This is a genomic window from Rhizobium etli CFN 42, assembly GCF_000092045.1.
Classification (GTDB): Bacteria; Pseudomonadota; Alphaproteobacteria; order Rhizobiales; family Rhizobiaceae; genus Rhizobium; species Rhizobium etli.
The window spans coordinates 132768-155029 of record NC_004041.2; the positions used below are offsets into that span (position 1 = coordinate 132768).

Sequence of the window (22262 nt, forward strand, 5' to 3'; positions counted from 1 at the left end):
AACTCTGCCAGATTCTGGCAGGATTTTCGCGGCTGGCGGCCAAAGGGGCCGGCGGTTGAGCGGAACCACAAGGGGAGGAGGCCCTGAATGCTGAAGAAAATCGTTGCAGCGCTTTTTACGCTGTCGAGCCTTTATCACATGAACGGCGTGGCGAAGGCTGACGGCCTCGATTCGTTGCCGCCGGACCAAAAGGCGCTTTACGAGAATATCGATCCCGCCATTCCGCTCGGGGGGACGGTGTACAAAGATTTTGTTCCAAAACGTCCACCGCCGTGGAAAATTGGTTATGCATCCACATATGCCGGTAATACCTGGCGCGCGAACATCCTGGACGAATTCACCAACGTATTGCTTCCGAGATATAAGGAAGCAGGCCTAGTCTCCGATCTAATCGTCACGCAGTCTGACCTCAAAGACGCTGTCCAAATCCAGCAGATGCGGCAGATGGTTGACGACGGTGTTGATGCGATCGTCATTTGCTGCTCGAACATTACCGCACTTAACAAGACCATAGAGTATGCTCATTCGAAAGGCGTGCCAGTCTTCTCAGTCTCGGGCTATGTCACATCACCCTACGCAATCAATGCCACAGAGAATAACACCGACGGTGGCTACAAGGCTGCTGAATGGCTTGCCAAGGAAATCGGTGAAAAAGGCAACGTCCTGATGGTATCGGGCATCCCCGGTTTCGCATCATCGGACAGCTTCGACATCGGCGCGAAGAACGCGTTCGATAAATTCCCCGGTATCAAAATTGTAGGCACGATAGCTGGCAAATGGACCGACCAGGTCGCCCAGGTTGAGGTTCAGAAGTTTCTTGCCACCAATCTTGCTGAGGTTAATGGCATTCTCGTTCAGTCCGCTTCAGAAAACGGTGTCGTGAACGCAGTACAGCAATCCGGCCGCGACATGATGCCTATCGTGCTCGGGGGTGAGGCTTCGGCAGCCTGCTACTGGCGTAAGAACCCTGATTTCATAAGCAAGAGCTTCCATTTCTGGCCGCCGCGGTCTGATGCCCGCCTTGTGTGGGACGTCATGATGCGAACGCTTGAAGGCCAGGGACCAAAGATCCAGTCGATTCTTCGTCCTGCGCTTCCTTACACCATTGATGACGTGAAGGAAGTGCTGAAGGAAGATTGCGATCCCAATTCCACGGATTGGATCGAGCCGAAGAACAACGGCTGGTGGCCTGCAGACGTCGCTGCAAACTACTTCGAACGTCCTGAAGATCCGTTAGCTTGGCGGCCGAAGAAGTAATGAATGTTCTCCGGAAGGAGACCTCCCAGCCTCCCGCGTCGGTTTCTATAATCGGCGCGGGAGGTATCTGCGATTTGATTGGAAATAGTGTGCTGGACTTTCACAGAATTCAACGTTTGCCGCCTTATGTTTTCGAACAGGTCAACCGTTTGAAAGCAAGCGCGCGAGCGGGCGGCGCCGATATCATTGATCTCGGCATGGGAAACCCCGACCTTCCCACTCCTCAGTCGATCGTCGACAAGCTGTGCGAGGTCGTGCAGGATCCGCGCACCCACCGCTATTCCTCCTCCAAGGGCATTCCGGGGCTGCGCCGTGCCCAGGCCGCCTATTATGCCCGCCGTTTCGGTGTCAAGCTCAACCCGGATACCCAGGTGGTCGCCACCTTGGGCTCCAAGGAAGGCTTCGCCAACATGGCGCAGGCGATCACCGCGCCCGGCGACGTGATCCTCTGCCCGAACCCGACCTATCCGATCCACGCCTTCGGCTTCCTGATGGCCGGCGGCGTGATCCGCTCGATGTCGGTTGAGCCGGATGAGAGCTTTTTCCCGCCGCTGGAGCGGGCGGTCCGGCATTCGATCCCGAAGCCGTTGGCGCTGATCCTCAACTATCCGTCGAACCCGACGGCCCTCGTCGCGACGCTCGATTTCTATAAGGACGTCGTCGCCTTCGCCAAGAAGCATGACATCATCGTGCTTTCCGACCTTGCCTATTCCGAGATCTACTTCGACGGCGCTCCGCCGCCATCGGTTCTCGAAGTGCCGGGTGCAATGGATGTGACCGTCGAATTCACCTCGATGTCGAAGACCTTTTCCATGCCCGGCTGGCGCATGGGCTTTGCCGTCGGCAACGAGCGGCTGATCGCGGCGCTCACCCGCGTCAAGTCCTATCTCGACTACGGCGCCTTCACGCCGATCCAGGTGGCCGCGACCCATGCGCTGAACGGCGACGGTTCCGACATTGCGGAGGTTCGCAACGTCTACAAGCGTCGCCGCGACGTCATGGTCGAAAGCTTCGGGAAGGCCGGCTTCGACGTGCCGCCGCCGGCTGCCACCATGTTCGCCTGGGCAAAGATCCCGGAAAAGTTCCGTCATCTCGGTTCGCTGGAGTTTTCCAAGCTGCTGGTCGAGAAGGCCGACGTCGCCGTTGCACCGGGTATCGGCTTCGGCGAAATGGGCGACGACTACGTCCGTCTGGCGCTCGTCGAGAACGAACACCGCATCCGCCAGGCTGCGCGCAACATCAAACGCTGGCTTAGCGGCGACGAGAAATTTGAAATCAACGTAATGAATCAGTGAAAGGATACCCGATGCCAATCTTCGGATCATGCCAATGCAAAGCGGTAACGTACCAGGTTCAGGAAATTGATGGACCCATGTGGAATTGCTTCTGTCAAACATGCCGGAAGTCACACGCCGCTGATCACAATACCGCTGCGAAGGTGAAAAGCGAGCACTTCAAGATCCTTACAGGCCAAGATACGCTTCATAGCTTCGAATCGACGCCTGGAAAGCTGCGGTGGTTTTGTTCGGTATGTGGCTCGCACGTTTATGCGGAGCGGCCGGCCAGCCCGGAGCTCAAAGTCGTTAGAGCCGGCACGTTCGATACCGATCCTGGAAGTGTGCCGATGTCAAACGTATGGGTATCGCATGCGGAACCTTGGCTCGCCCATGATCCATCGAAGGCAAGCTCACCAGAGTTCCCGTAAGTGACCGGGATACTACCTGTCGTAACTGAGGTGGAGCCACGGCGACCGTATATCAAGCGGCAACGCCTCATTCCGTGTCCAGGAGGTTCTAACGCAAACGTGCTGGGTCGGTAAAAGCGGCAGGGATTGCAGACAGTAGGTGCGCTTGCACGGCGAGCCCACCCATTGAGAGAATAAAGTCGTACGAGACAGAAGACTTCTGCGAAGCAATCCAGCCTTCGAGGTTGGGAAATTACGGGTTGTGAGGGCTCAGGACACCGCAGGACTATTTTTGCCCCCACGGGTCCTCAACGACCTCCATTGCGGTGTGAGTGAAAATTGTAAGATTGTCTTATGCGAGAATGTTGGGAGTCCTGTGACATGAAAGTTGTTGTAATAACGGGGAATTTATCGCGCCCCTCGAAAACCCGGGCCGTAGCAGACTTCATGGTGGATCGGGTGCGCGCGTCCGGCAACGAAGCAAGCTGCTGGGACCTTGTCGACCTTCATCCGCACCTTGGGGCAACAGTGTTGCCCTCCAGCGCCGCTGAGATTGTTAAAGCGGCACTCAACGATATTTTGGCTAGTGACGTGCTAGTTGTTGGTAGTCCGGTCTACAAAGCATCTTACACTGGGTTGCTGAAGCATTTATTCGACCTTGTCGACATGAAAGCGCTTAAGGGCCGCTATGTGATCCCTTTTGCAACCGGTAAAGCATCGAGTCACAAGCCGCTCGTCGAAGCCTCGATGGAAGCCTTATTCGACTTTTTCGAAGCGCAAATACATAGCCGTTTCATTTTCGCTCTCGATGAAGATTTTCAGAACGATGCTCTTTCTGAGAACCTGCGCGCGCTTGTCGACAGAGAGCTCGATGCCGCGCGTCGCGCCGTCAGCCCATAATAAGGAGGAGGATTCCATGTCTTTTTCGAGCATAGATGAGGCGATCGAGGCGATCGAAGCGGGCGAGATGGTTATCGTGGTCGACGACGAAAACCGGGAGAATGAAGGCGACCTAGTCGTTGCTGCCGAAAAAATAACAGCTGAGCACATCGCTTTCATGATGAAATATGCGAGAGGCCTTATCTGCGTGCCACTTCCAGCCGAACGTCTCGACAAACTCGAGATCCCCCTGATGGTCACACGTAATTCGGACTCACTGCAGACGGCATTTACCGTTTCCGTCGATTGCAAACACGGCACAACGACAGGGATTTCAGCCGAAGATCGAGCAGCAACCGTCAAGTCGCTCATCGATCCGCAGACGCGGCCGGAAGACCTATCGCGACCGGGTCACATTTTTCCTTTGCGTGCAAATCGTCTCGGTGTCCTGGGCCGTCCTGGCCACACCGAAGCTGCCGTGGATCTTGCACGACTTGCCGGCCTGGCGCCGGCTGGCGTAATCTGCGAGATCGCCAATGACGACGGAACCATGTCTCGACTGCCAGATCTCGAGAAGTTCGCAATCGAACATGGCCTGCACATAGTAACGATCGACGCTTTGATTGAGTACTGCAGGAGTCGTGATACGAGGGTAAAGCGTTACGCGCAGTCCTTTATGCCAACGCGGTTTGGGGATTTCAAGGCAATTGCTTATCGCGATAGTTTGACGGGAACGGAACACTTAGCTTTGACACTTGGCGAGTTGTGCGAGAAGGAAGACGTTCTGGTACGGGTGCATTCTGAATGTCTGACAGGTGAGGCGTTCCGGTCCATGCGATGCGACTGCGGTCAACAGCTCGAAATGGCTCTTCGGGCGGTCCAGTTAGCGGGCGCTGGTTGCGTGATCTACATGCGTGGGCAAGAGGGGCGTGGCATTGGCTTAGGAAACAAAATTGCGGCTTACAGCCTGCAGGATCATGGTCGTGATACTCTTGAGGCAAATCGGGAACTCGGCTTCGCATCTGATTCCCGCGAATATAACGCAGCGGCGGATATCATCCGCGACCTCGGTATCGGCAGCGTTCGGCTTCTGACCAACAATCCTACAAAAATAGAGGCGCTGCGAACGTCAGGCGTCATCGTGTCGTCTCGCCAGAGTCTGATCGCCGCATCTAGCGCGTCCAACATCACTTATTTTAAGACAAAGCGCGATCGGTTTGGCCACCTGTTGGACCAGGACACGTCAGCTGAACACGTCGGCCGGAGCAACGTCTTTTCAGTGTTTGGCGCGCAGGTGTTCTCTGGACCCCTTGGATAACGGAGCCGCCCCGCCACTTACCTGCCGGTGATTGTAGGGGGCCGCCTTTGACCGGCAGAGTCCTAGAGCTTTTGCGTGGGCCCTGCCAGCACATCATTCGTGCAGGCCTATCGGAGTGATGTGGCCCGCGATTGCATCGAAAGCAGCGTTCGACCATATCTCGTCTTGAGCACGGCTGTTCCGACGGATCGCAGTAACCGGTGCTCCGCTCCCACGTTGTCTTTCCTGCCATGATCTGTGATCGCCTTTCCATGGACGAGCAACGGGAGTTTCTCCATGGAGACTACATTGGAGGTTCTCACAACCAGGAAGTCTGGACGTGAGGTTCACCGGCATTGGCCGGATGACGTGAAGGCGCAGATCGTTTCGGAGAGCCTTCGGCCCGGCGCGATGGTAAGTGAGGTCGCAGAGCGGCATGGGTTGAAGCCGAACCACCTCTCCACTTGGAGAACGATGGCGCGGCAGGGTAAGTTGCTTCTGCCCGCACCCGAAGACCCGATGGAGTTTGCAGCGGTAATCGTTGATCCGCCCGTTTCGGAGCCGCCGATCAAGAAAGCCAGTCGCGCCGAGATCATCGTCGGTTCCGTCACCATTCGTCTGGAAGAAGGTGCGTCTGCCGCTCGGATCGCCGCTGTCGCGCGTGCCTGTGCGGCTCCCGCATGATCTTTCCATCCAACCGCGTGCGGATCATGGTGGCGACCAAGCCAGTCGACTTTCGCAAAGGCCATGATGGCTTGGCGGCACTGGTCAAGAACGAGCTACACAAAGACCCATTCACTGGAACTGTCTTCGTATTCCGGTCGCGCAAAGCAGATCGGTTAAAGCTGATCTACTGGGACGGCAGCGGTCTGGTGATGGCATACAAGCGGCTGGAGGAACACACGTTCACTTGGCCGGGCATCAAGGATGGCCTGATGACACTGGGCCATGCTCAGTTCGAGGCGCTGTTTGCAGGGCTCGACTGGCGTCGGGTCCGTGCGGTAGAAGCGAGAGCACCGGACGCCATCGAATAGATGCGGCACGATGACTCGGTCGGCAAATTCCGACGGCGAAGCGCCGCTGGTTTTGATAGGCTTCCACCATGTTGGACACCGCCGATTTCCCTGACGATATCGATGCCCTGAAGACGATGCTGATCGCGGCGCAAGCGCGTGAAGTTCGTAAGGATGAGCGGATCGAGCGACTGGAGAAGCTTGTCGCCGCATTCAAGCAGGCTGCCTTCGGTCGCAAATCCGAGAAGGCTGATCCTGAGCAGTTCGATCTCGCGCTGGAAGACCTGGAAACGACCATCGCTGCCATCCATGCCGAAGACGAGGCCGATACATCCTCGGGCAAGCAGCGATCCAAATCCCGCGCCGTCAATCGCGGCTCTCTTCTCGCCCATCTTCCTCGTATCGAAGAGATAATTGAACCGGAAAGCCTGATCTGCGCTTGCGGCGGTTGCCTGCATCGCATCGGAGAGGACGTGTCTGAGCGGCTGGATGTTATCCCGGCGCAGTTCCGCGTCATCGTCACTCGCCGACCCAAATATGCCTGCCGTGCCTGTACTGATGGCGTTGCCCAGGCTCCAGCGCCCGCACGACTGATCCAAGCCGGATTGCCGACAGAGGCAACCATCGCGCATGTGCTGGTGTCCAAATACGCCGACCATCTGCCGCTTTATCGACAGGCCCAGATTATGAGCCGCCAAGGCATCGATCTCGACCGTTCCACTCTGGCCGATTGGGTTGGTCGGGCGGCATTCGAGTTGCGCCCGGTCTTCGACGCTTTGATCGCCGATCTAAAGCGCTCGACAAAACTGTTCATGGACGAAACCCGTGCGCCGGTCCTCGATCCAGGCTCTCGCAAAACCAAGACCGGATACTTCTGGGCGCTGGCCCGCGACGACCGACCATGGAGCGGCGGGGCTCCACCCGGAGTGGCTTTCACCTACGCTCCCGGTCGTGGCGGCCAACATGCCGAACGGATATTGCGGGGGTTCACGGGCGTTCTCCAAGTGGACGGCTACGCCGGATATAATCGGCTGATCGCACCGGACCGTGTCGGCCCGGACATCCGGCTTGCCTATTGTTGGGCACATGCACGGCGCAAGCTGGTCGAGATCACTCGTACCGGCACAGCGCCGATTGCCGAGGAAGGCGTGGAGCGGATTGGTGAACTCTATCGGGTCGAGTCCGAGCTACGCGGGCTTCCCGCAGAAGCTCGCCTCGCCGGGCGACAGGAACGATCAGCGCCATTGATTGCGGACATGCGAACTTGGCTCACGCAGCATCGTGCCCGCGTCGCTGGCAAGTCGTCGCTTGGCGAGGCGCTCGCCTACATCGCCAAATATTGGGATGGCCTCTGCGTCTTCTTGACCGACGGTCGGATCGAGATCGACAACAATAGTATCGAGAGAACTATCCGGCCGATAGCGCTCAATCGGAAGAACGCTCTCTTCGCCGGGCACGACATGGGAGCACGGAATTGGGCAACCATCGCCTCGCTCATCGAGACGTGCAAGCTCAATGCCGTTGATCCACAAGCCTACCTCACCAGCACGCTCACCGCTATCGTAAACGGCCATAAGCAAAACCGGATCGATGAACTCCTGCCGTGGAATCATCCGGTTTAGTATGGTCAATCGCAAAATGACTGCAGCAATCAGACGCGAAGAGACATAGGAACCTTATCGTTCCGTCGGCTACGATTAACGCTATCTACGGGTTGATCTGATGTAAGCGGGAAGCCTAAATGCAAGTACGAATGCGGCTAGGTAAAATCCAAAGATGTGGATCATACTCTTCCAGATGTTCACCTCTATCGGCGACTCGAAGCTCATTCGATAACGCGAATAATGCTCAGTTGGACCGATATACGCCGACGCCAAGCTGGCAGCTAATATAATGATGAACGCTGTCATCATTCCCTGGACGTGGTAGCTGTCGGATGCAAACAGTTGCTTTACAAGAAACACGACGACGGCAGGAAGCATGACCACGCTGGCAAGGGATCGCATTGCGATCAACAGGCATTGATCAGACTGCGAATAACGACTTGTTTTTAAAGCAGATAGTATCGCGGTATTTGGGGGCCAAAACCGCAGCATAACCTGGTTATTGACAAACTCGCAGGATATTGACGGGTGGGCTCGAAAAATGAGAAACGCAAAGAATATCACGGCACCATAGGCTGCGATGGTGGCGCAAATGATGCCTAACTGTCGGCTTGCAATATTTTGATCTGCCTTAATCTTCTTGGCTACGTGATCGAAAATATCTTCGTTGACCTCGTCCTTCATCCAATAACCACTTCCGAAGTAACACTCGAGGTTGAGTAACACCGCAAATGTTGGAAGACAATGACATGGCTGTTGCGACCCCGCTCCAAGCCATCAAAAAACTGCTTCTTTGTCGAGGTGTGAGCGGCACATCGCTTACGGATCGCATTTAATCGCGGTCCGTCTTGTCTTTCGAAAAGTCTCGCAAAACTAATGCTTCATGCGAAGGATCGGCTTAATGACTTTGCCGCTCTCGGAATCAGCCATCGCCTCGTTGATCTGGTCGAGGTCATAGAACTGAACCAGTTTGTCGAACGGGAAAAGTCCCTGCTGCCAATACTCGATCAACTGCGGGACGAACTCGGACGGAACGCTTTGTCCTTCGACAACGCCGATCAATGTGCGGCCGAAAAGGAAGTTCCCGATATCGATCGTGCCTTCAGTGCCGAGAGCGGACGAGCCAACGAGACCGCATGTTCCCGGCGTACCAAGGCAGTCGACTGCCTGACGGAAAACTCGCGGCGAACTCGTGCATTCCAAGCTGAAATCAACGCCTGCGGGGACGATCTTCCTGATCGCGGCAACGCTGTCCAATTTGCGGGCATTTATCGTGTGCGTCGCCCCGAGTTCGCGCGAAAGTTCCAGCCGTTCATCGTTCAAGTCGATCACGATGATGGTCGCGCATCCGGCGATTTTCGCGGCCATCGTAGCCGCCATTCCAACCGCACCAGCACCGAACACTGCTATTGACGAGCCGGGCTTCGGCTTGAGGCAATTCAGTACCGCGCCAGCACCGGTCTGAAGCCCGCACCCGAGCGGTCCGATCAACTCGAGTGGAACATCCTTTGCAACCTTCACGGCGTTTCGTTCGCTGGCGATGGCGTAGGTTGCAAAAGACGACTGCTCGAAGAAGCAGCCACTAATCTGTTTCCCGTGAGAATCATGGATCGGGCAGGTGCCATCCGGACGAGTGCCGCGGAAATTGCGACCGAAGAAGTCCTCGCAGTAGAAAGGTGTACCGGAAAGGCACTTTTCGCACTTGCCGCAATAGGCGTAGCTCAAAGCAACGTGATCACCGGGCACAAGATCTTTAACTGCGCTCCCGACGGCCTCGACGACGCCAGAGCCTTCGTGTCCCAACACAACAGGTTGAGGTACGTCATATCCCTGGTCCCTGACCACCAGGTCGGTATGACATACCCCCGATGCGACGATGCGGACCAAAATCTCGTCTGCACGAGGTTCCTCAATCCCTATGCACTCCAAGATCAAGGGCTTCGCCTTTTCGCGCGAGACCGCCGCATATGCCTGCTTCATGTAACTGTTCCTCCAAGGCTCACAACGCAATTCGCGCGAACGTACTCATCGTCAGACAATCAGTCAATAATTACTCTATTAAATTAGATCAGTTCAACCGGAGCAGGGCTGCATTTTTGCAAAGTCACGAGTGAACGCTGATTTGAAGTGATCAAAGGGTTCCGATGCATGTTCGAAAGGGAGCATGCGTTTTGTCCCGCTTTGGGCTGAAAGATCGGCAGACGAAAATTTAGTAGCAACGTGTGAGGCGAGCCGGATGGCGTCGCTTGCCGACGTCGAGCCGGTTCTGAAGGCTATCGACAGCTTCGAGACACCGGTATTGCCAAGTTCAACCGACTACAAACGATGCTACTGCCAGCCAGGCTTAACAGACAGTACCAACCAGGACGTTAGTCTTCTCGATGATCGAGAGGTCCGACGCAATCCGGTATACAGTTGGCGCGGCGGTCGGTGACTCAATAGCGAGCGTATCCTGGATCGTGAGGCGTTCGATGCCCTGCTTTAGTGACCTGATCGTATTCCCGTGGGCCACCACAAGAACCGATTTCCCTCTCAACAAGGGGGGGAACACTTCGCTTATCAAAAAGGGCAGAACCCTCGCGCTTATGTCCCGTATGCTTTCTCCCCCAGGTGGTGGAGTGCTGTACGAGCGGCGCCAAACCTGGACAACATCCTGGCCCCACCGCTCACGTGCCACGTTCTTGTTGATGCCGGTGAGCTGTCCGTAGTCGCGTTCGTTCAACTCGGTTCTCCTGATTGGCTCCAGCAGATCGCCGTTGGTTTCGTTCAAAATCGCTCTGCAAGTGTCGACTGTGCGCAAGAGGGCAGAACTAAACGCAATATCGAACGAGATGCCGAGGTTCGCGAGCAGTGAGCCGGCTCGCCTGCTCTCAGACCAGCCCTCCTGTGTGAGCGGCACGTCGCTCGTACCCGTGAACTCCCCGCGCGCGTTCCCTTCGCTTTGGCCATGCCGGACAATCACCAGAGTGGACATTCATAACCCTCCCATCGATTTAGCGAACACGAATATTGTCGCACTATCGGACAATCCGTCAAGTGCGACTATGTGCAAGTGAAAACAAAACGATGTCGAAAAAACAAACGTCGAAGTTTATATTTATTGACAGATTGTCTGATAGCTCATACCAATGCACTCCGCCGTATTGAGGAGAGTCCGGCACGGCTTGGGAAGGCAAGGCTCTCGCCTTAACAGACAATGCCGCCCAGAGCGGCCGGAGGAGGAATTTTCATGAAGAGACGTACATTTCTACAAGCGAGCGGGGCAATTGCTGTAGCCGGCACGTTCGGAATGCCGGGGATTCTTCGCGCCGACGACGCGATCAGTCTCCTACCTGACACTTGGCCCTCCGAAGGCGCCAACCCAATTGTCGACGCGGGTAAGTTCAAGAAGTCAGGCCCGTGGAAGATCGGACACAGCCACTACGGCCTCGCTGGTTCAACGCATACCTACCAGACGGCGTTTGAAGCCGAATATGAAATAAAAAAGAACAAGGATCGGATCGCTGATTACCAGTTCCGGAGCGCTGATCTCAATGCCTCCAAACAAGTTGCCGATATCGAGGATCTGATCGCCCAGAAGGTCGATGCGATCATCATCGCACCGCTAACCACCGGTTCCGCCGTCGAGGGCATCAAGAAGGCAAAGGCTGCTGGCATTCCAACCGTAGTCTATCTCGGACGCGTCGACACCGAGGAGTTTACGGTTCAGGTCCAGGGCGACGACTTCTATTTCGGGCGCGTGATGGCTCAGTTCCTCGTCGACAAGCTTGGCAACAAGGGCAAGGTATGGGTTCTGCGTGGCGTCGCCGGGCATCCCATCGATGCAGATCGTTATGCAGGCGCCATGGAAGTCTTCAGCAAGTCTGGACTTCAGATCACGTCGACCCAGCACGGAAGCTGGTCTTATGAGGACTCAAAGAAGATCGCCGAAAGCTTGTATCTCTCCGACCCAGATGTCGCGGGCATCTGGACCGATGGAGCCAACATGTCTCTTGGCGTTTTGGATGCCTTGCAGGAGGCTGGCGCCTCAACGATCCCGCCAATCACGGGCGAAGCACTTAACGGCTGGATGCGTCGTTGGAATGACGAAAAACTTTCCTCGATCGGTCCGATTTGCCCACCCGCTCTGTCTACTGCCGCGCTACGGGCCGCCTTCGCCTTGCTGGATGGGAAGCCGATTCAGCGTAACTGGACGAACCGCCCCAAGCCGATCACCGACGAGACGCTCTCCCAGTTCTATCGCGCAGATCTCACTGATGCGTACTGGGCGCCGACCGAAATGCCGAACGAAAAGCTCCTTGATTATTTCAAGGCTTGATGAACTACGGGCACGATCACTCGTGCCCGTATCCCTGTCGAAGATGGAAATTCCCATGAGCACGCTTGTCGAGATGGTCGGCATCAACAAATCGTTTGGTTTCACGAAAGTCCTTTCGGACGTTCGCTTTTCCCTGGAACGTGGCTCCGTGCACGCTCTGATGGGGGAAAACGGCGCGGGGAAGTCCACCCTGATGCGTATTCTGGCGGGGGTATATCAGCCGGGCGCAGGAAGTGTTCGGCTCCGCGGGGAGGAAGTCAATTTCCGTTCCCCTAAGGAGGCACGGTTGGCGGGAGTGTCGACGGTGTTTCAGGAGTTTACCCTGATCCCCAATCTCACCGTTGCTGAGAACATGTTCCTGGGCCACGAACCTCGTCGCATTGACGGTTCGATCGATAGCGTCGAGGTAGTGAAACGCGCTCGCGCTTTGCTGGCTGACGTATTTCCACAGCTCGACGCAACCGCGATCGTCGAGACACTGACTGTCGCGCAGCAGCAGGCAGTAGAGATCGCGAAGGGACTTACGTCGAACGCGGACGTATTCATCTTCGACGAGCCAACGGCGGCGTTGAACTCGACCGATGTCGCGCATCTTTTCAAGGTTATCCGCGACCTTAAGGCTCAACATAAGGCTGTCGTCTACATCTCTCATCGCATGAATGAAGTCTTCGAACTATGCGACACCATCACCGTCATGAAAGATGGCGCTTGGGTAAGGACTGCAAGAGCGCAGGACTTCAACTTGCAAACGCTGGTAGCGACAATGGTTGGTCGCGAACTTCAGAACTTCTTTCCGCCGCGCTCGCAGGCCACCGGAGCGGCAATGCTGGAGGTTTCGGACTTGCGCCTCGACGACAGCAGCTCGACAGTCACTTTCGTTGTCAGAAAAGGTGAAATCATCGGGCTGGCAGGGCTCGAAGGACAGGGCCAGCGAGAGATAATGCGTGCCATTGTGGGCGTTGAATCGCCAAAGGCCATCGCCGTGTGGCGTGCCGGCCCCGACAACAGCATGCACGTGGTGAATGTAGGGTCAGGGTTCGCTCGCGCGGTCGCATCAGGAATCGGTTTTATCCCTGAGGACAGGAAGCAGGAAGGGCTGTTCCTGCGCCTGCCTATCTACGACAACATCGCGCTGGGAAAACAGCTCAATCGGAATATGGCAAGCGTTGCGTGGCGATCGGTGTCGAGGGTCCGCGAGGTGATCAAGTCGTTACGAGTTGCGGCCGCCGATCCCAATGCGCCCGTAGGTAAACTCTCGGGCGGGAATCAGCAGAAGGTGCTGCTGGGCCGCTGGTTGCTCTCCGGAGTGGACATCCTCGTTATTGAGGAGCCCACGCGCGGCGTCGACGTCGGTGCAAAGGCAGAGATTTACAGATTGCTGCGGGACTTCAGTGATCGTGGCGGTGCGGTCGTGGTTTCGTCGCGCGAGCACGCTGAGCTTATAGGGCTCTGCGACAGCATTTTGGTCGTTCATGACAGGAAGATCGTCGGGCAGATGTCCGCAGAGGGGGCGACCGAGGAAAGAATCCTCGAGACTGCGCTGGGGGCGAGTGCGTCACCGGATCCCCGTGCTGCGGTGCATTGAGGAGGATAACTTATGAATTCATTTGCCAGTCGCCTGAAGCTCCCTTATCGCGCGGGAGCGATCGGGCTTTCCATTGGAACGCTCCTGGTGATGGTTGTCGCCTCGGTAATATTATTGCCGGACTTCATGGATCCGGAGAATTTGTCTAATCTCCTGGCGCAATCGACGGTGCTCGTCATCTCGGCTCTCGGTCAGACGTTCGTCATTCTCACTGGCGGCCTCGACGTGTCGGTTGGGTCCGTCATCAGTCTAACGACGACGATCATGACGCTTGATCTTCCTGAGATAACCCGCGTGCTTATCTGCATCGCGGTGGCGATGGGGTTCGGAGTAGCGAACGGTTACGGTGTCGCGCGCCTCAATGTACATCCAATCATCATGACGCTGACAACAATGGGCATCGGCCAAGGTATCGCGTTGATCATTTTGCCAATCCCAGGCGGGCGCGTGCCGGAGTGGCTTTCCGGCTCGGTAGCCGGATCCATCGGCCCCGTACCTAACTCATTGTTTTGGTTGATCACGGCATCGCTCTTCGCATCCTGGATTCTCTATCGTCGTCCCTTCGGCCTCTACCTCTTCGCTTCCGGCGGCAATGACTTCAACGCACGGATGAACGGTGTTCCCGTCGAGCGCACCATCATCAAAGCGTATGTTCTTTCCGCTCTATTCGCATGCGCTGCGGGGATGTTTCTTGCAGGTCGCCTTGCATCGGGTGATCCTAAGGGCGGCGCTTCATTCGGGATTGAGTCTGTAACGGCTGCAGCATTGGGTGGGGTCCACCTCGCCGGGGGCATCGGAAGCATTGTGGGAACCGTCGTTGGCGCGGCGATCCTCGGGACAGTGAATAATGTGATGAATCTGGCCAACGTCTCTGCATTTCTTCAGTCGGTCGTCAAGGGTGTGTTGCTTCTCGTACTCGTCGTTTCGCAGCGACGCAAAACAATCGGACTTTGAAAGAAATGGACTTCTCGATGACCACATCAGACTCGAAAACTGAAGCACCATCTCGCTCATTGAGGGGTAAGAGCGCCATTTCGTGGATACTCGGGCTACCGCCCGCATACTATGTGCTCGCAATCCTGGTTGCGGTTGCTCCAGCAGTGAGCGCCACGCTCATAAATCCCAACTACTGGTTTGTAATCCTCAAGCAGTCAGCGCCGCTCGGGATCGCGGTGCTCGCCCAGTCGCTTGTCATGCGGGTGCGATCCATCGATCTCTCTGTCAGCGGTATTTTCGCGTTCGCGATTTATCTGGCCAGCTCGGGCCAGCTCAACAACTATCCACCGCTAATGACCGTCCTCATGCCTGTTGTGATTGGGCTAGCTGTGGGGGGTGTAAACGGAATACTCGTAGCATACGTGCGCGCTTCTGCCGTTATCTCCACACTAAGTGTTTCGGCCATTCTGATTGGGATCGTCCAATACATGAGCGCCGGCCGCGCGCCCGGTTCAACGCCAAGCTGGCTTCGAATACTTACGAGCGGCAATATCCACGGCCTTTCCTATTCCGTGGTCCTGTGGATCGTCATCGCCGCCCTGATTTCTATCGCATTTCGCTTTCTCATCGTCGGGCGTTACTTCAGGGCCGTCGGCGACAATCCGAGGGCGGCGGAAACTACAGGAATTCCGTTGGCACGTACGATTTTTGTCTCGCACACGCTCGCGGGCGCCCTGACAGGCATCGCGGCCCTGGTCCAGGTATCCGCGTTGGCGGTCGGCACCATCAAGCCAGGCTTCGACACCTTCATGAATGCTCTCGCCGCCACGATCCTCGGCGGTGTGACGTTCGGCGTCGACCGGGGCGGCGTCGCCGGGCCGTTCGTTGCCGTCGTTGCCTTCAGCTTCCTGTTCGCGATGCTGACCGTCTTCGGCATCCAGGAGCCGGGCAAGCTTATCGTCCAGGGCGTGATCATTGCATTTGCCGCAATCATCTACGGTGCGCGCGCGGGTCGCGTCTAGTCCGTCGGGCCGATCAAGTCATTCCCGTAGCAATTGCGGGAGAACGCAGGAGAATATAATGGTGAAAATCACTGCGGCTGTCGCCGTGAAGCCAAAGAGCCCGCTGGAATTCCGTGAACTCGAACTGGCTGACCCCGAAGGCAACGAGATCCTGGTTCGCACGGTTGCGAGCGGGATCTGCCACACGGACTTGCTGCTTCGCGACGGTATTTTTGGCCCGCCGGCACCGGTGATCCCGGGGCACGAAGGCGTCGGCGTCGTCGAGGCGGTCGGACCAGAAGTTCAGAGCCTCAAAGTGGGTGATCACGTCGCACTGAGCCAGAGCTCATGCGGATTCTGCGCCGACTGCCGCCGTTCTCACCCAATGAACTGCCAAAACTATACCCAGTACAATCTTACGGGGCTTCGTCCGAATGGTAAGAAGGCATTGCTCTGCGATGAAGTTGGCATTGGCAGCAATTTCGTGGGCCAGTCGTCCTTTGCGACGCATATCCTTGCGACTGAAAACAATGCAGCGCTTTTGCCGAAAACAGACCTCGACCTTACCGACGCTGCGCCACTCGGGTGCGGCATGGCAACGGGTGCAGGAACAGTGATAAACGCGATGAAGCCGGAAATAGGGTCGACGATAGCCGTTTTCGGCGCAGGTGCTGTCGGCATGGCCGCCGTGATGGCCGCCAAAGTTCGTCGGTGCAGCAAGATTATCATCATAGATCTGAATCAGCAGAGGCTAGACATGGCCATGGGGCTTGGTGCCACACATGCGATCAACGGCAAAGATCCCGACGTAGTCAACCAGATCCATGCGCTGACGGGCGGCGGTGCCGACTTCGCGATCGACGCAGTTGGCATCATTCCGGTTATTCTGAACTCGATCAAGTGCACCCGTGCCGGCGGGCACGTTGTCTTGCTCGGCCTCGACGCGCTCGGGAACGACATTCCCATCCCCCTCGATCTAATGGTGTTCAATCGCAAGATCCAGGGTGCGATCCTTGGTGATCAGATTCCACAGCTGTTCATTCCGCAGATGATGGATCTTAATCAGGCTGGGCTTTTCCCCTTCCAAAAATTGATCACCAAGTATCCCTTCGAGAAGATCAACGAAGCGATCGCGGACGCCGAAGCCGGGCGAGTGATCAAGCCGGTCGTCGTTTTCAATTAGGAGCCAGCGCAAATGACATCGAAGAAGTCAGAGGAACAGCACCTTGTCGTTGAATTCAAAACCACGTCCCAAAATCGAAATCGCGTAAAAGAACTCCTTCAGGAATTCATTGGACCCGCCCGCGAAGAGTCTGGTTGTCTCTACTACGACCTCTACCAGCGGTCGGACGATCCGAACACTTTCATCATCTTAGACGGCTGGCAGAATGAGGCGGCTGTCGTTGGCCATGGCGAACATCCTAATGTCAAGCGGGTGCTGGAGCCTCTTCTTCCACTGTTGGTGAGTCCACCGTCGATTAATGTAAATACCCGTATCAGCGACTGATCGGGCGCAATGGCCATTTCTACGAGGCGCGCGCCCCGAGCGCGCAGGTTTGAGGGAGACGAAATGGATACGCATCGAGTTGTCGTAGTCGGCGGTGGCTTTGCCGGACTCCAGTTAGCGAAGGACCTCAAGTGTCCCGACACTTCCATAACGATCGTCGACAGGCGCAACCATCACCTCTTTCAACCGCTCCTCTACCAAGTTGCCACGACTGTATTGGCAACCTCGGAGATAGCCTGGCCCATCAGAGCATTGTTCAGAGGACGAAAGGATGTATCGACGCTGCTGGGCGAGGTTGTTGGCGTTGATACCGAGGCACGCGTAGTATCGCTCAAGGATGGGAATGCTATTCCCTATGACACGCTCGTTCTCGCGACAGGTGCAAGGCACGCCTATTTTGGCCGGGACGAGTGGGAGCCGTTTGCGCCCGGGCTAAAGGCACTCGAAGACGCGACGACCATCCGGCGGCGGCTTCTTCTCGCGTTTGAGAAGGCCGAATTGGAGGCTGATCCCGAACGGCGGAAGGCAATGCTCACGTTCAGCATAATCGGAGCAGGCCCGACAGGCGTGGAGATGGCTGGGATTATAGCGCAACTGGCCCAACGAACCCTTGTTGAGGAGTTCCGTAGCATCGACACCAGATCGGCGCGCATCCTTCTCATCGAGGCAGGTCCACGTGTCCTACCCGTGTTCCCGGAAGCACTTTCGAGATATGCCGAGCAGTCGCTAATCAAGATGGGCGTCGAAGTGAGAACAGGCATTCCCGTGACGGCATGCAACGAGAACGGCATCGCGATCGGAGATGAGTTCGTTTCAAGCCGGACCGTCATCTGGGCTGCGGGGGTGCAAGCGTCGAACGCCGCCGCCTGGGTCGGTGCTGAAAAGGACAGGGCGGGTAGGGCGGTCGTGCAGCCAGATCTGACTGTTGGCGGTAAGCCCGAGATTTTTATTATTGGAGATACTGCCTCCGTGAAGGCCGCTGATGGAACACCCGTCCCCGGAGTGGCTCCCGCCGCCAAACAGCAAGGCAAATATGTCGCTTCGGTAATTGAAGCACGACGTCTGGGTACACCCACTCCAAGTGCGTTCAGATATAGGCATCTGGGAAACCTGGCTACCATCGGGCCGAATTCGGCTGTTATCGACTTTGGGAAGATCCGGCTCAAGGGCGGAATTGCATGGTGGATTTGGGGGCTTGCCCATATCTACTTCCTGATAGGTACGAGGAGCAGATTGGCAGTGGGACTAAGCTGGCTATGGATCTTTGTTTCCGGCCATCACTCCGCACGTTTGATCACGCAAAAAGAAACCTTAAAGGATGAGGTTTAGTCGCTAGCGCGAGCACGCCCGAGTCTGCTGGGCCGTGAATGGAGACCATCAAAGGCCAGACATTTGGGAATCGGTTGCGAAGCGATGGTTGGCAGCAGGTAACAATTCTGTCGGAGTTCCATATATAACAATGATTGATCTTCGCACTATCAACTTAGGCGACTTCGACTGCGTCGAATTCACGGCGAGGACTGGCCGCGACAAGTCAATTGCCCTGTCCGCCTGTCGTTAGCGATAGGCGGGCCTCATGCTTGAATACCGTTTCGGGAAGGAAGTGATGATGTGGAGAGTTGAGAGTGTCCCCCTCTAAGATTGACCATTTCTCGCTCAAAGGTACCTGCAGCGAGGAACTCGCGGCAGCGCTTTCGAGGCTTTCCCCGCAATCTGAAGCGCATGTACATGGCGATAAGACGATCGCCTACGATGTACATGCGATTACCAATGGTCCGATTGCAGTTATTGCCGCGCACTACGAGGGCGACCTAACCGTCCAGCACCGGGGACCGGCGGAGGCAAACATCATCATGCTTCCACTACATGGGCGATCGGTCGTTACCGTTGACGGCAGACAAATCCCGTCAGAGGGAACGCGGGGCGTTTTCGTGAACAGTATGTCGGCGAGTACGACCCAATTCATTGGGCCCAGGAAACATTTGGGGCTTAGGATCGCCCATGATGAGCTGACGCGCCGTTTGGGATGTCGGCTCAATACGCCAATAAGAGGCAGCCTCGATTTTTCGCCAGAAATCGACCTATCGGTCGGGTTCGGCTCCCTTTTGGTTCAACTGGTACCAGTGCTGTATGCTGGATTACGAGACGGAACCCTCCTTCAATCACCGATAGCACTTCATCACCTCACTGAAACGACGATGGAGCTTTTGATCGAAGCTGCGCAGCATCGCTACTCATCTGAGTTATGCCGCGTTGCTGAATCACCCTTACCCAAGGCCGTTAAGCGGGCGGTCGACTATATGCGTGCCAATATTACTCGGCCGCTATCTCTTGAGGAAATCGCAACGGCTTGTGGCGTAAGCCGACGCACTCTTCAAAGCGGTTTTCGCAACTTTCGGAATACGACCCCTCTGGCATTCCTGCAGCACCTACGGTTGGAATTAGTGCATCAGGAACTGATGACAGGCGAACCTGGCCTCTCGGTCACGCAGGTCGCTCTGAAATGGGGCTTCGTGCATAGAGGCAGATTTTCTGCGGACTATCGCAAGCGCTATGGGGTACTTCCCTCGGAAACATTGCGTATATCATAAGCAGATTGCGCCGACCGAGCTACGATCAGCCGGCACGCTCGACCGTCCTCAAGGCTTGCAGCAACAGCACTCTCCAGAAAAGCCGACTGCCTCGGCCCAAGATCTGTCTTGCAGATGATCCCCTGAACGCGACGATGTTCCGATCTGCGCAACGCAGTTCAAGACCACTACAGGGGTTAATCTTATAGTAATTATGCCGAGGTCATCTCACACATAGCGGTCAATGTCGCAATGTTCTGGACCGCGTCGCTAATGGAAGCCGGTGTAATTTATAGTCGTCTATGAGGAACATATGTCGAGACTGCCGCTATCTCTACTTTTAATGATTTTGGCAATTATCCCGTTGACGGCGTTCGTAATCATCGGAGTATCAACATCACTGGGATATTACCGAGAATACTCTACCTTCCGCAGCGCACAAACAACGCAGCGACTTGGGCGGGAAGGCGGATTCCTCGCCCAAGCTATAGCGGCGGAAGCGTTTGCAGGCGCCGACGTGCGTCGGGCAAAGCAAGCTGCATCGGACAGGGCTTTTACAGCGGTCTTTTCCGCTTACGACTCTTGGAAAAAGGCATTCGACGATCCGGCCATAGAACGGGCGGTACAGATCATTCGTGAAAGGCGGGACAATATCGATAGCTTCCGCCGGCGCGTCGATGACGGAACGGCTAGCGAGGCGGAGGGAGCTGTTGCTTTGCGCCCAGCTGCCCTTGCGGGCTTGGAGCTCGTCCGTCGCACTGGGGCGACTGTCAATGATTTGGATTTAGCACGCCAAATTACCGGTTTTCACGCGCTCATGCAGATCACGGAAGCTAGTTTGCTGGAGATCAGGCCCGGCCGAGCCTACGTCAAAAATTCAGCCATGTCCGTCGATCTATTTTCGTCCCTCTTACAGTCAAAAAATCTAAAGCAGCTTTATGTGCCTGCGATGCAGGAATTTCTCCCCGCCGATCTCGTCAAATCTTATGACGACTTCGAGGCCAGCGCCGCAGGCAAGTTCATCGCGGGCGTTCGCGATCAGATGTATGCAAACCAGCCGGGCGTTTCCTTCCCCCCCGAGACGTTGGATCGATGGAATGAAATCACCCAACAGCGGGCTGCTTTGTTGACCGCACTCATTATGCGCACCGGCGACGAGTTGGACGAGATGGCATTTCAGCGTTACGCCGATCTTCGCAATGCCTTTATCGGCTACTCCGGCGCCACGCTTCTGATCATGTCTACGGTACTCATTTTGTGCATTTCGGTCGTTCGGAGAATTTCAAGCTCCATTCGGACTCTGACAAGCCGAATGAAGGCACTCGCAGAAGGCGATACGTCGGCGCCGGTGCCCTTGACGATCCGACGCGACGAGATCGGGGACATGGCGCGTTGCCTTGAGTTTTTCCGCGGCGCGGCCATACAGAAAAGTAACCTGGAGACATCCGCGGAAGCTGAGCGCATTCGTTCTGACCAAGAGAAGCTGGATATTCAGGTAAGGGCGGAAAAAGAAGCAGAAGAGCGCCTCATCCGAGCGACGACGGCATTGGCAACCGGGTTGAAGCGGATGGCGGATGGAGACTTGATTTATGAAATTGAGGAGCCGTTAGCGCCACAGTTTGAAAGTTTGCGCAGGGATTTCAACGCTTCCATTCGTCAGCTCCGGGACGTGCTTGTTACCGTCGGCCATTCAGTCGAAACGGTCACGAATGGCAGCTCGGGCGTCTCGGCCGCATCTGAAAATCTTTCAAGACGCACGGAGCAGCAGGCGGCTTCGCTCGAGGAAACTGCAGCGGCGTTGGAGGAGATAACCGTCAACGTTGCATCGACCACGAAGAGGACGGCTGAGGCGCGCGGAGCCGTCCAACAGATGCGAGATCATGCGGAAATGTCCGGTCGGGTTGTACGCGATGCTATCGGCGCCATGAATCGCATTGAAAACTCCTCCAAGCAGATTTCCCAGATCATCAGCGTCATCGACGCGATCGCCTTCCAAACGAACCTCCTGGCGCTGAACGCCGGCGTCGAAGCAGCGCGTGCTGGCGACGCGGGAAAAGGCTTTGCGGTTGTTGCCCAGGAGGTCAGGGAGCTTGCACAGCGCTCAGCGACAGCGGCAAAAGAAATCAAGGATCTCATCGGCAATTCAGCTCTTGCCGTCGACGAAGGCGTAAGGCTCGTGAGTGAAACCGGATCGGGCCTGAGAACGATTGAAGAGCTTGTGCAGGATGTAAATCTTCATATGGACGCAATCGCAACGGCCTCCCAGGAACAATCGTCGGGCCTGCGCGAGATCAACGGCGCGGTTAACCATATGGACCATGCCACTCAAGAAAATGCGAGCATGGTCGCGGAGATGAATACTGCAGGATCGCACCTCGCTCAAGAGAGCCAAAGCCTAGCCGCACTGTTGAAACATTTCCACTTCAAAGACGAGAGCGGGAAGCCACAGAAGGTCACGGGCGAACTTGGGAAGAGCTTCCCGCCCGGTCAGACAATGGTTGACCGCGGAGACTATCCGATGCGCCGTGGTAACCTGGTGCTCGCGCCTTCGAATGATGATTGGCAAGCGTTCTAAATGATATGGGCGGCGTCGCCGACCACATGCAAATAC

Annotated in this window: 20 protein-coding genes; 17 read left to right on the forward strand and 3 right to left on the reverse strand. The window is 56.2% G+C overall.

Going from position 1 to position 22262, the window contains the following annotated elements; all coding sequences use genetic code 11:
• The first annotated feature begins 87 nt into the window (after window positions 1-87).
• The 8 genes from RHE_RS30010 (at window position 88) to RHE_RS30040 (ending at window position 7752) form a co-directional block, all read left to right on the forward strand.
• Window positions 88-1257, forward strand: coding sequence for an ABC transporter substrate-binding protein (locus tag RHE_RS30010; RefSeq protein ID WP_004671529.1), 1170 nt, complete (start codon window positions 88-90; stop codon window positions 1255-1257).
• A complete protein-coding gene (locus RHE_RS30015) occupies window positions 1257-2552 on the forward strand; it encodes an LL-diaminopimelate aminotransferase (protein ID WP_011053357.1) in 1296 nt (431 codons plus the stop codon). The genes RHE_RS30010 and RHE_RS30015 overlap by 1 nt, the downstream gene beginning before the upstream one ends.
• 11 nt (window positions 2553-2563) lie before the next feature.
• Window positions 2564-2962, forward strand: a complete 399-nt coding sequence (locus tag RHE_RS32575) for a GFA family protein (protein WP_010029274.1) — start codon at window positions 2564-2566, stop codon at window positions 2960-2962.
• A gap of 360 nt (window positions 2963-3322) precedes the next feature.
• Window positions 3323-3841, forward strand: coding sequence for an NAD(P)H-dependent oxidoreductase (locus tag RHE_RS30020; protein WP_004671524.1), 519 nt, complete (start codon window positions 3323-3325; stop codon window positions 3839-3841).
• Between the two features lie 16 nt (window positions 3842-3857).
• Window positions 3858-5138: a bifunctional 3,4-dihydroxy-2-butanone-4-phosphate synthase/GTP cyclohydrolase II gene (locus tag RHE_RS30025; protein ID WP_004671523.1), complete on the forward strand. Its 1281-nt coding sequence runs from the start codon at window positions 3858-3860 to the stop codon at window positions 5136-5138.
• Window positions 5139-5414: 276 nt separating this feature from the next.
• A complete protein-coding gene (gene tnpA / locus RHE_RS33965) occupies window positions 5415-5801 on the forward strand; it encodes an IS66-like element accessory protein TnpA (protein ID WP_011053358.1) in 387 nt (128 codons plus the stop codon).
• The gene (gene tnpB, locus RHE_RS33970) at window positions 5798-6151 is read left to right on the forward strand and encodes an IS66 family insertion sequence element accessory protein TnpB (protein ID WP_011053359.1); all 354 of its coding nucleotides are present in this window, start codon (window positions 5798-5800) and stop codon (window positions 6149-6151) included. The genes tnpA and tnpB overlap by 4 nt, the downstream gene beginning before the upstream one ends.
• 68 nt (window positions 6152-6219) lie before the next feature.
• Window positions 6220-7752 carry an IS66-like element ISRel8 family transposase gene (locus RHE_RS30040; RefSeq protein WP_011053360.1) on the forward strand — a complete coding sequence of 511 codons (1533 nt, stop codon included), beginning with the start codon at window positions 6220-6222 and terminating at the stop codon, window positions 7750-7752.
• 81 nt (window positions 7753-7833) lie between these two features.
• On the opposite strand, the gene RHE_RS30045 is transcribed toward RHE_RS30040, so the two are convergent.
• The 3 genes from RHE_RS30045 to RHE_RS30055 all read right to left on the reverse strand — a co-directional run bounded on the left by RHE_RS30045 (window position 7834) and on the right by RHE_RS30055 (window position 10708).
• Window positions 7834-8418 (reverse strand): hypothetical protein, encoded by a 585-nt coding sequence (locus RHE_RS30045; protein ID WP_042120096.1) that lies wholly within the window; start codon window positions 8416-8418, stop codon window positions 7834-7836.
• A 189-nt stretch (window positions 8419-8607) separates the two neighbouring features.
• A complete protein-coding gene (locus tag RHE_RS30050) occupies window positions 8608-9714 on the reverse strand; it encodes an NAD(P)-dependent alcohol dehydrogenase (RefSeq protein ID WP_004671520.1) in 1107 nt (368 codons plus the stop codon).
• Between the two features lie 364 nt (window positions 9715-10078).
• Window positions 10079-10708 (reverse strand): 2,3-bisphosphoglycerate-dependent phosphoglycerate mutase, encoded by a 630-nt coding sequence (locus RHE_RS30055; RefSeq protein ID WP_008534389.1) that lies wholly within the window; start codon window positions 10706-10708, stop codon window positions 10079-10081.
• Window positions 10709-10963: 255 nt separating this feature from the next.
• Here RHE_RS30055 and RHE_RS30060 point away from each other — a divergent pair, with 255 nt between their 5' ends.
• From RHE_RS30060 to RHE_RS30100, 9 genes are all read left to right on the forward strand, one after another.
• Window positions 10964-12052 carry a substrate-binding domain-containing protein gene (locus RHE_RS30060; RefSeq protein WP_004671515.1) on the forward strand — a complete coding sequence of 363 codons (1089 nt, stop codon included), beginning with the start codon at window positions 10964-10966 and terminating at the stop codon, window positions 12050-12052.
• A gap of 55 nt (window positions 12053-12107) precedes the next feature.
• Complete coding sequence (locus RHE_RS30065; protein WP_004671513.1) at window positions 12108-13637, forward strand: sugar ABC transporter ATP-binding protein; 1530 nt, start codon at window positions 12108-12110, stop codon at window positions 13635-13637.
• Between the two features lie 12 nt (window positions 13638-13649).
• Window positions 13650-14591, forward strand: a complete 942-nt coding sequence (locus RHE_RS30070; RefSeq protein ID WP_004671512.1) for an ABC transporter permease — start codon at window positions 13650-13652, stop codon at window positions 14589-14591.
• Between the two features lie 5 nt (window positions 14592-14596).
• Complete coding sequence (locus RHE_RS30075; protein ID WP_026188838.1) at window positions 14597-15595, forward strand: ABC transporter permease; 999 nt, start codon at window positions 14597-14599, stop codon at window positions 15593-15595.
• A gap of 58 nt (window positions 15596-15653) precedes the next feature.
• Window positions 15654-16757 carry an NAD(P)-dependent alcohol dehydrogenase gene (locus RHE_RS30080; RefSeq protein WP_004671507.1) on the forward strand — a complete coding sequence of 368 codons (1104 nt, stop codon included), beginning with the start codon at window positions 15654-15656 and terminating at the stop codon, window positions 16755-16757.
• Window positions 16758-16769: 12 nt separating this feature from the next.
• Window positions 16770-17081, forward strand: coding sequence for a putative quinol monooxygenase (locus tag RHE_RS30085; RefSeq protein ID WP_004671505.1), 312 nt, complete (start codon window positions 16770-16772; stop codon window positions 17079-17081).
• Between the two features lie 63 nt (window positions 17082-17144).
• Window positions 17145-18410 (forward strand): NAD(P)/FAD-dependent oxidoreductase, encoded by a 1266-nt coding sequence (locus RHE_RS30090; RefSeq protein WP_004671504.1) that lies wholly within the window; start codon window positions 17145-17147, stop codon window positions 18408-18410.
• A 296-nt stretch (window positions 18411-18706) separates the two neighbouring features.
• Complete coding sequence (locus tag RHE_RS30095) at window positions 18707-19672, forward strand: helix-turn-helix transcriptional regulator (protein WP_008534397.1); 966 nt, start codon at window positions 18707-18709, stop codon at window positions 19670-19672.
• 292 nt (window positions 19673-19964) lie between these two features.
• A complete protein-coding gene (locus RHE_RS30100; RefSeq protein WP_008534399.1) occupies window positions 19965-22226 on the forward strand; it encodes a methyl-accepting chemotaxis protein in 2262 nt (753 codons plus the stop codon).
• Window positions 22227-22262: the final 36 nt, after the last annotated feature.

What these genes read in the sequence shown, in the direction of transcription:
- RHE_RS30020 (WP_004671524.1), top strand. Translation starts at nt 3,323, where the DNA reads ATGAAAGTTGTTGTAATAACGGGGAATTTATCGCGCCCCTCGAAAACC.
- RHE_RS30100 (WP_008534399.1), top strand. Translation starts at nt 19,965, where the DNA reads ATGTCGAGACTGCCGCTATCTCTACTTTTAATGATTTTGGCAATTATC.
- RHE_RS30045 (WP_042120096.1), bottom strand. Translation starts at nt 8,418, where the DNA reads ATGAAGGACGAGGTCAACGAAGATATTTTCGATCACGTAGCCAAGAAG.
- RHE_RS30065 (WP_004671513.1), top strand. Translation starts at nt 12,108, where the DNA reads ATGAGCACGCTTGTCGAGATGGTCGGCATCAACAAATCGTTTGGTTTC.
- RHE_RS32575 (WP_010029274.1), top strand. Translation starts at nt 2,564, where the DNA reads ATGCCAATCTTCGGATCATGCCAATGCAAAGCGGTAACGTACCAGGTT.
- RHE_RS30055 (WP_008534389.1), bottom strand. Translation starts at nt 10,708, where the DNA reads ATGTCCACTCTGGTGATTGTCCGGCATGGCCAAAGCGAAGGGAACGCG.
- RHE_RS30075 (WP_026188838.1), top strand. Translation starts at nt 14,597, where the DNA reads ATGGACTTCTCGATGACCACATCAGACTCGAAAACTGAAGCACCATCT.
- RHE_RS30070 (WP_004671512.1), top strand. Translation starts at nt 13,650, where the DNA reads ATGAATTCATTTGCCAGTCGCCTGAAGCTCCCTTATCGCGCGGGAGCG.
- tnpA (WP_011053358.1), top strand. Translation starts at nt 5,415, where the DNA reads ATGGAGACTACATTGGAGGTTCTCACAACCAGGAAGTCTGGACGTGAG.
- RHE_RS30025 (WP_004671523.1), top strand. Translation starts at nt 3,858, where the DNA reads ATGTCTTTTTCGAGCATAGATGAGGCGATCGAGGCGATCGAAGCGGGC.
- RHE_RS30080 (WP_004671507.1), top strand. Translation starts at nt 15,654, where the DNA reads ATGGTGAAAATCACTGCGGCTGTCGCCGTGAAGCCAAAGAGCCCGCTG.
- RHE_RS30015 (WP_011053357.1), top strand. Translation starts at nt 1,257, where the DNA reads ATGAATGTTCTCCGGAAGGAGACCTCCCAGCCTCCCGCGTCGGTTTCT.
- RHE_RS30010 (WP_004671529.1), top strand. Translation starts at nt 88, where the DNA reads ATGCTGAAGAAAATCGTTGCAGCGCTTTTTACGCTGTCGAGCCTTTAT.
- tnpB (WP_011053359.1), top strand. Translation starts at nt 5,798, where the DNA reads ATGATCTTTCCATCCAACCGCGTGCGGATCATGGTGGCGACCAAGCCA.
- RHE_RS30085 (WP_004671505.1), top strand. Translation starts at nt 16,770, where the DNA reads ATGACATCGAAGAAGTCAGAGGAACAGCACCTTGTCGTTGAATTCAAA.
- RHE_RS30050 (WP_004671520.1), bottom strand. Translation starts at nt 9,714, where the DNA reads ATGAAGCAGGCATATGCGGCGGTCTCGCGCGAAAAGGCGAAGCCCTTG.
- RHE_RS30090 (WP_004671504.1), top strand. Translation starts at nt 17,145, where the DNA reads ATGGATACGCATCGAGTTGTCGTAGTCGGCGGTGGCTTTGCCGGACTC.
- RHE_RS30040 (WP_011053360.1), top strand. Translation starts at nt 6,220, where the DNA reads ATGTTGGACACCGCCGATTTCCCTGACGATATCGATGCCCTGAAGACG.
- RHE_RS30060 (WP_004671515.1), top strand. Translation starts at nt 10,964, where the DNA reads ATGAAGAGACGTACATTTCTACAAGCGAGCGGGGCAATTGCTGTAGCC.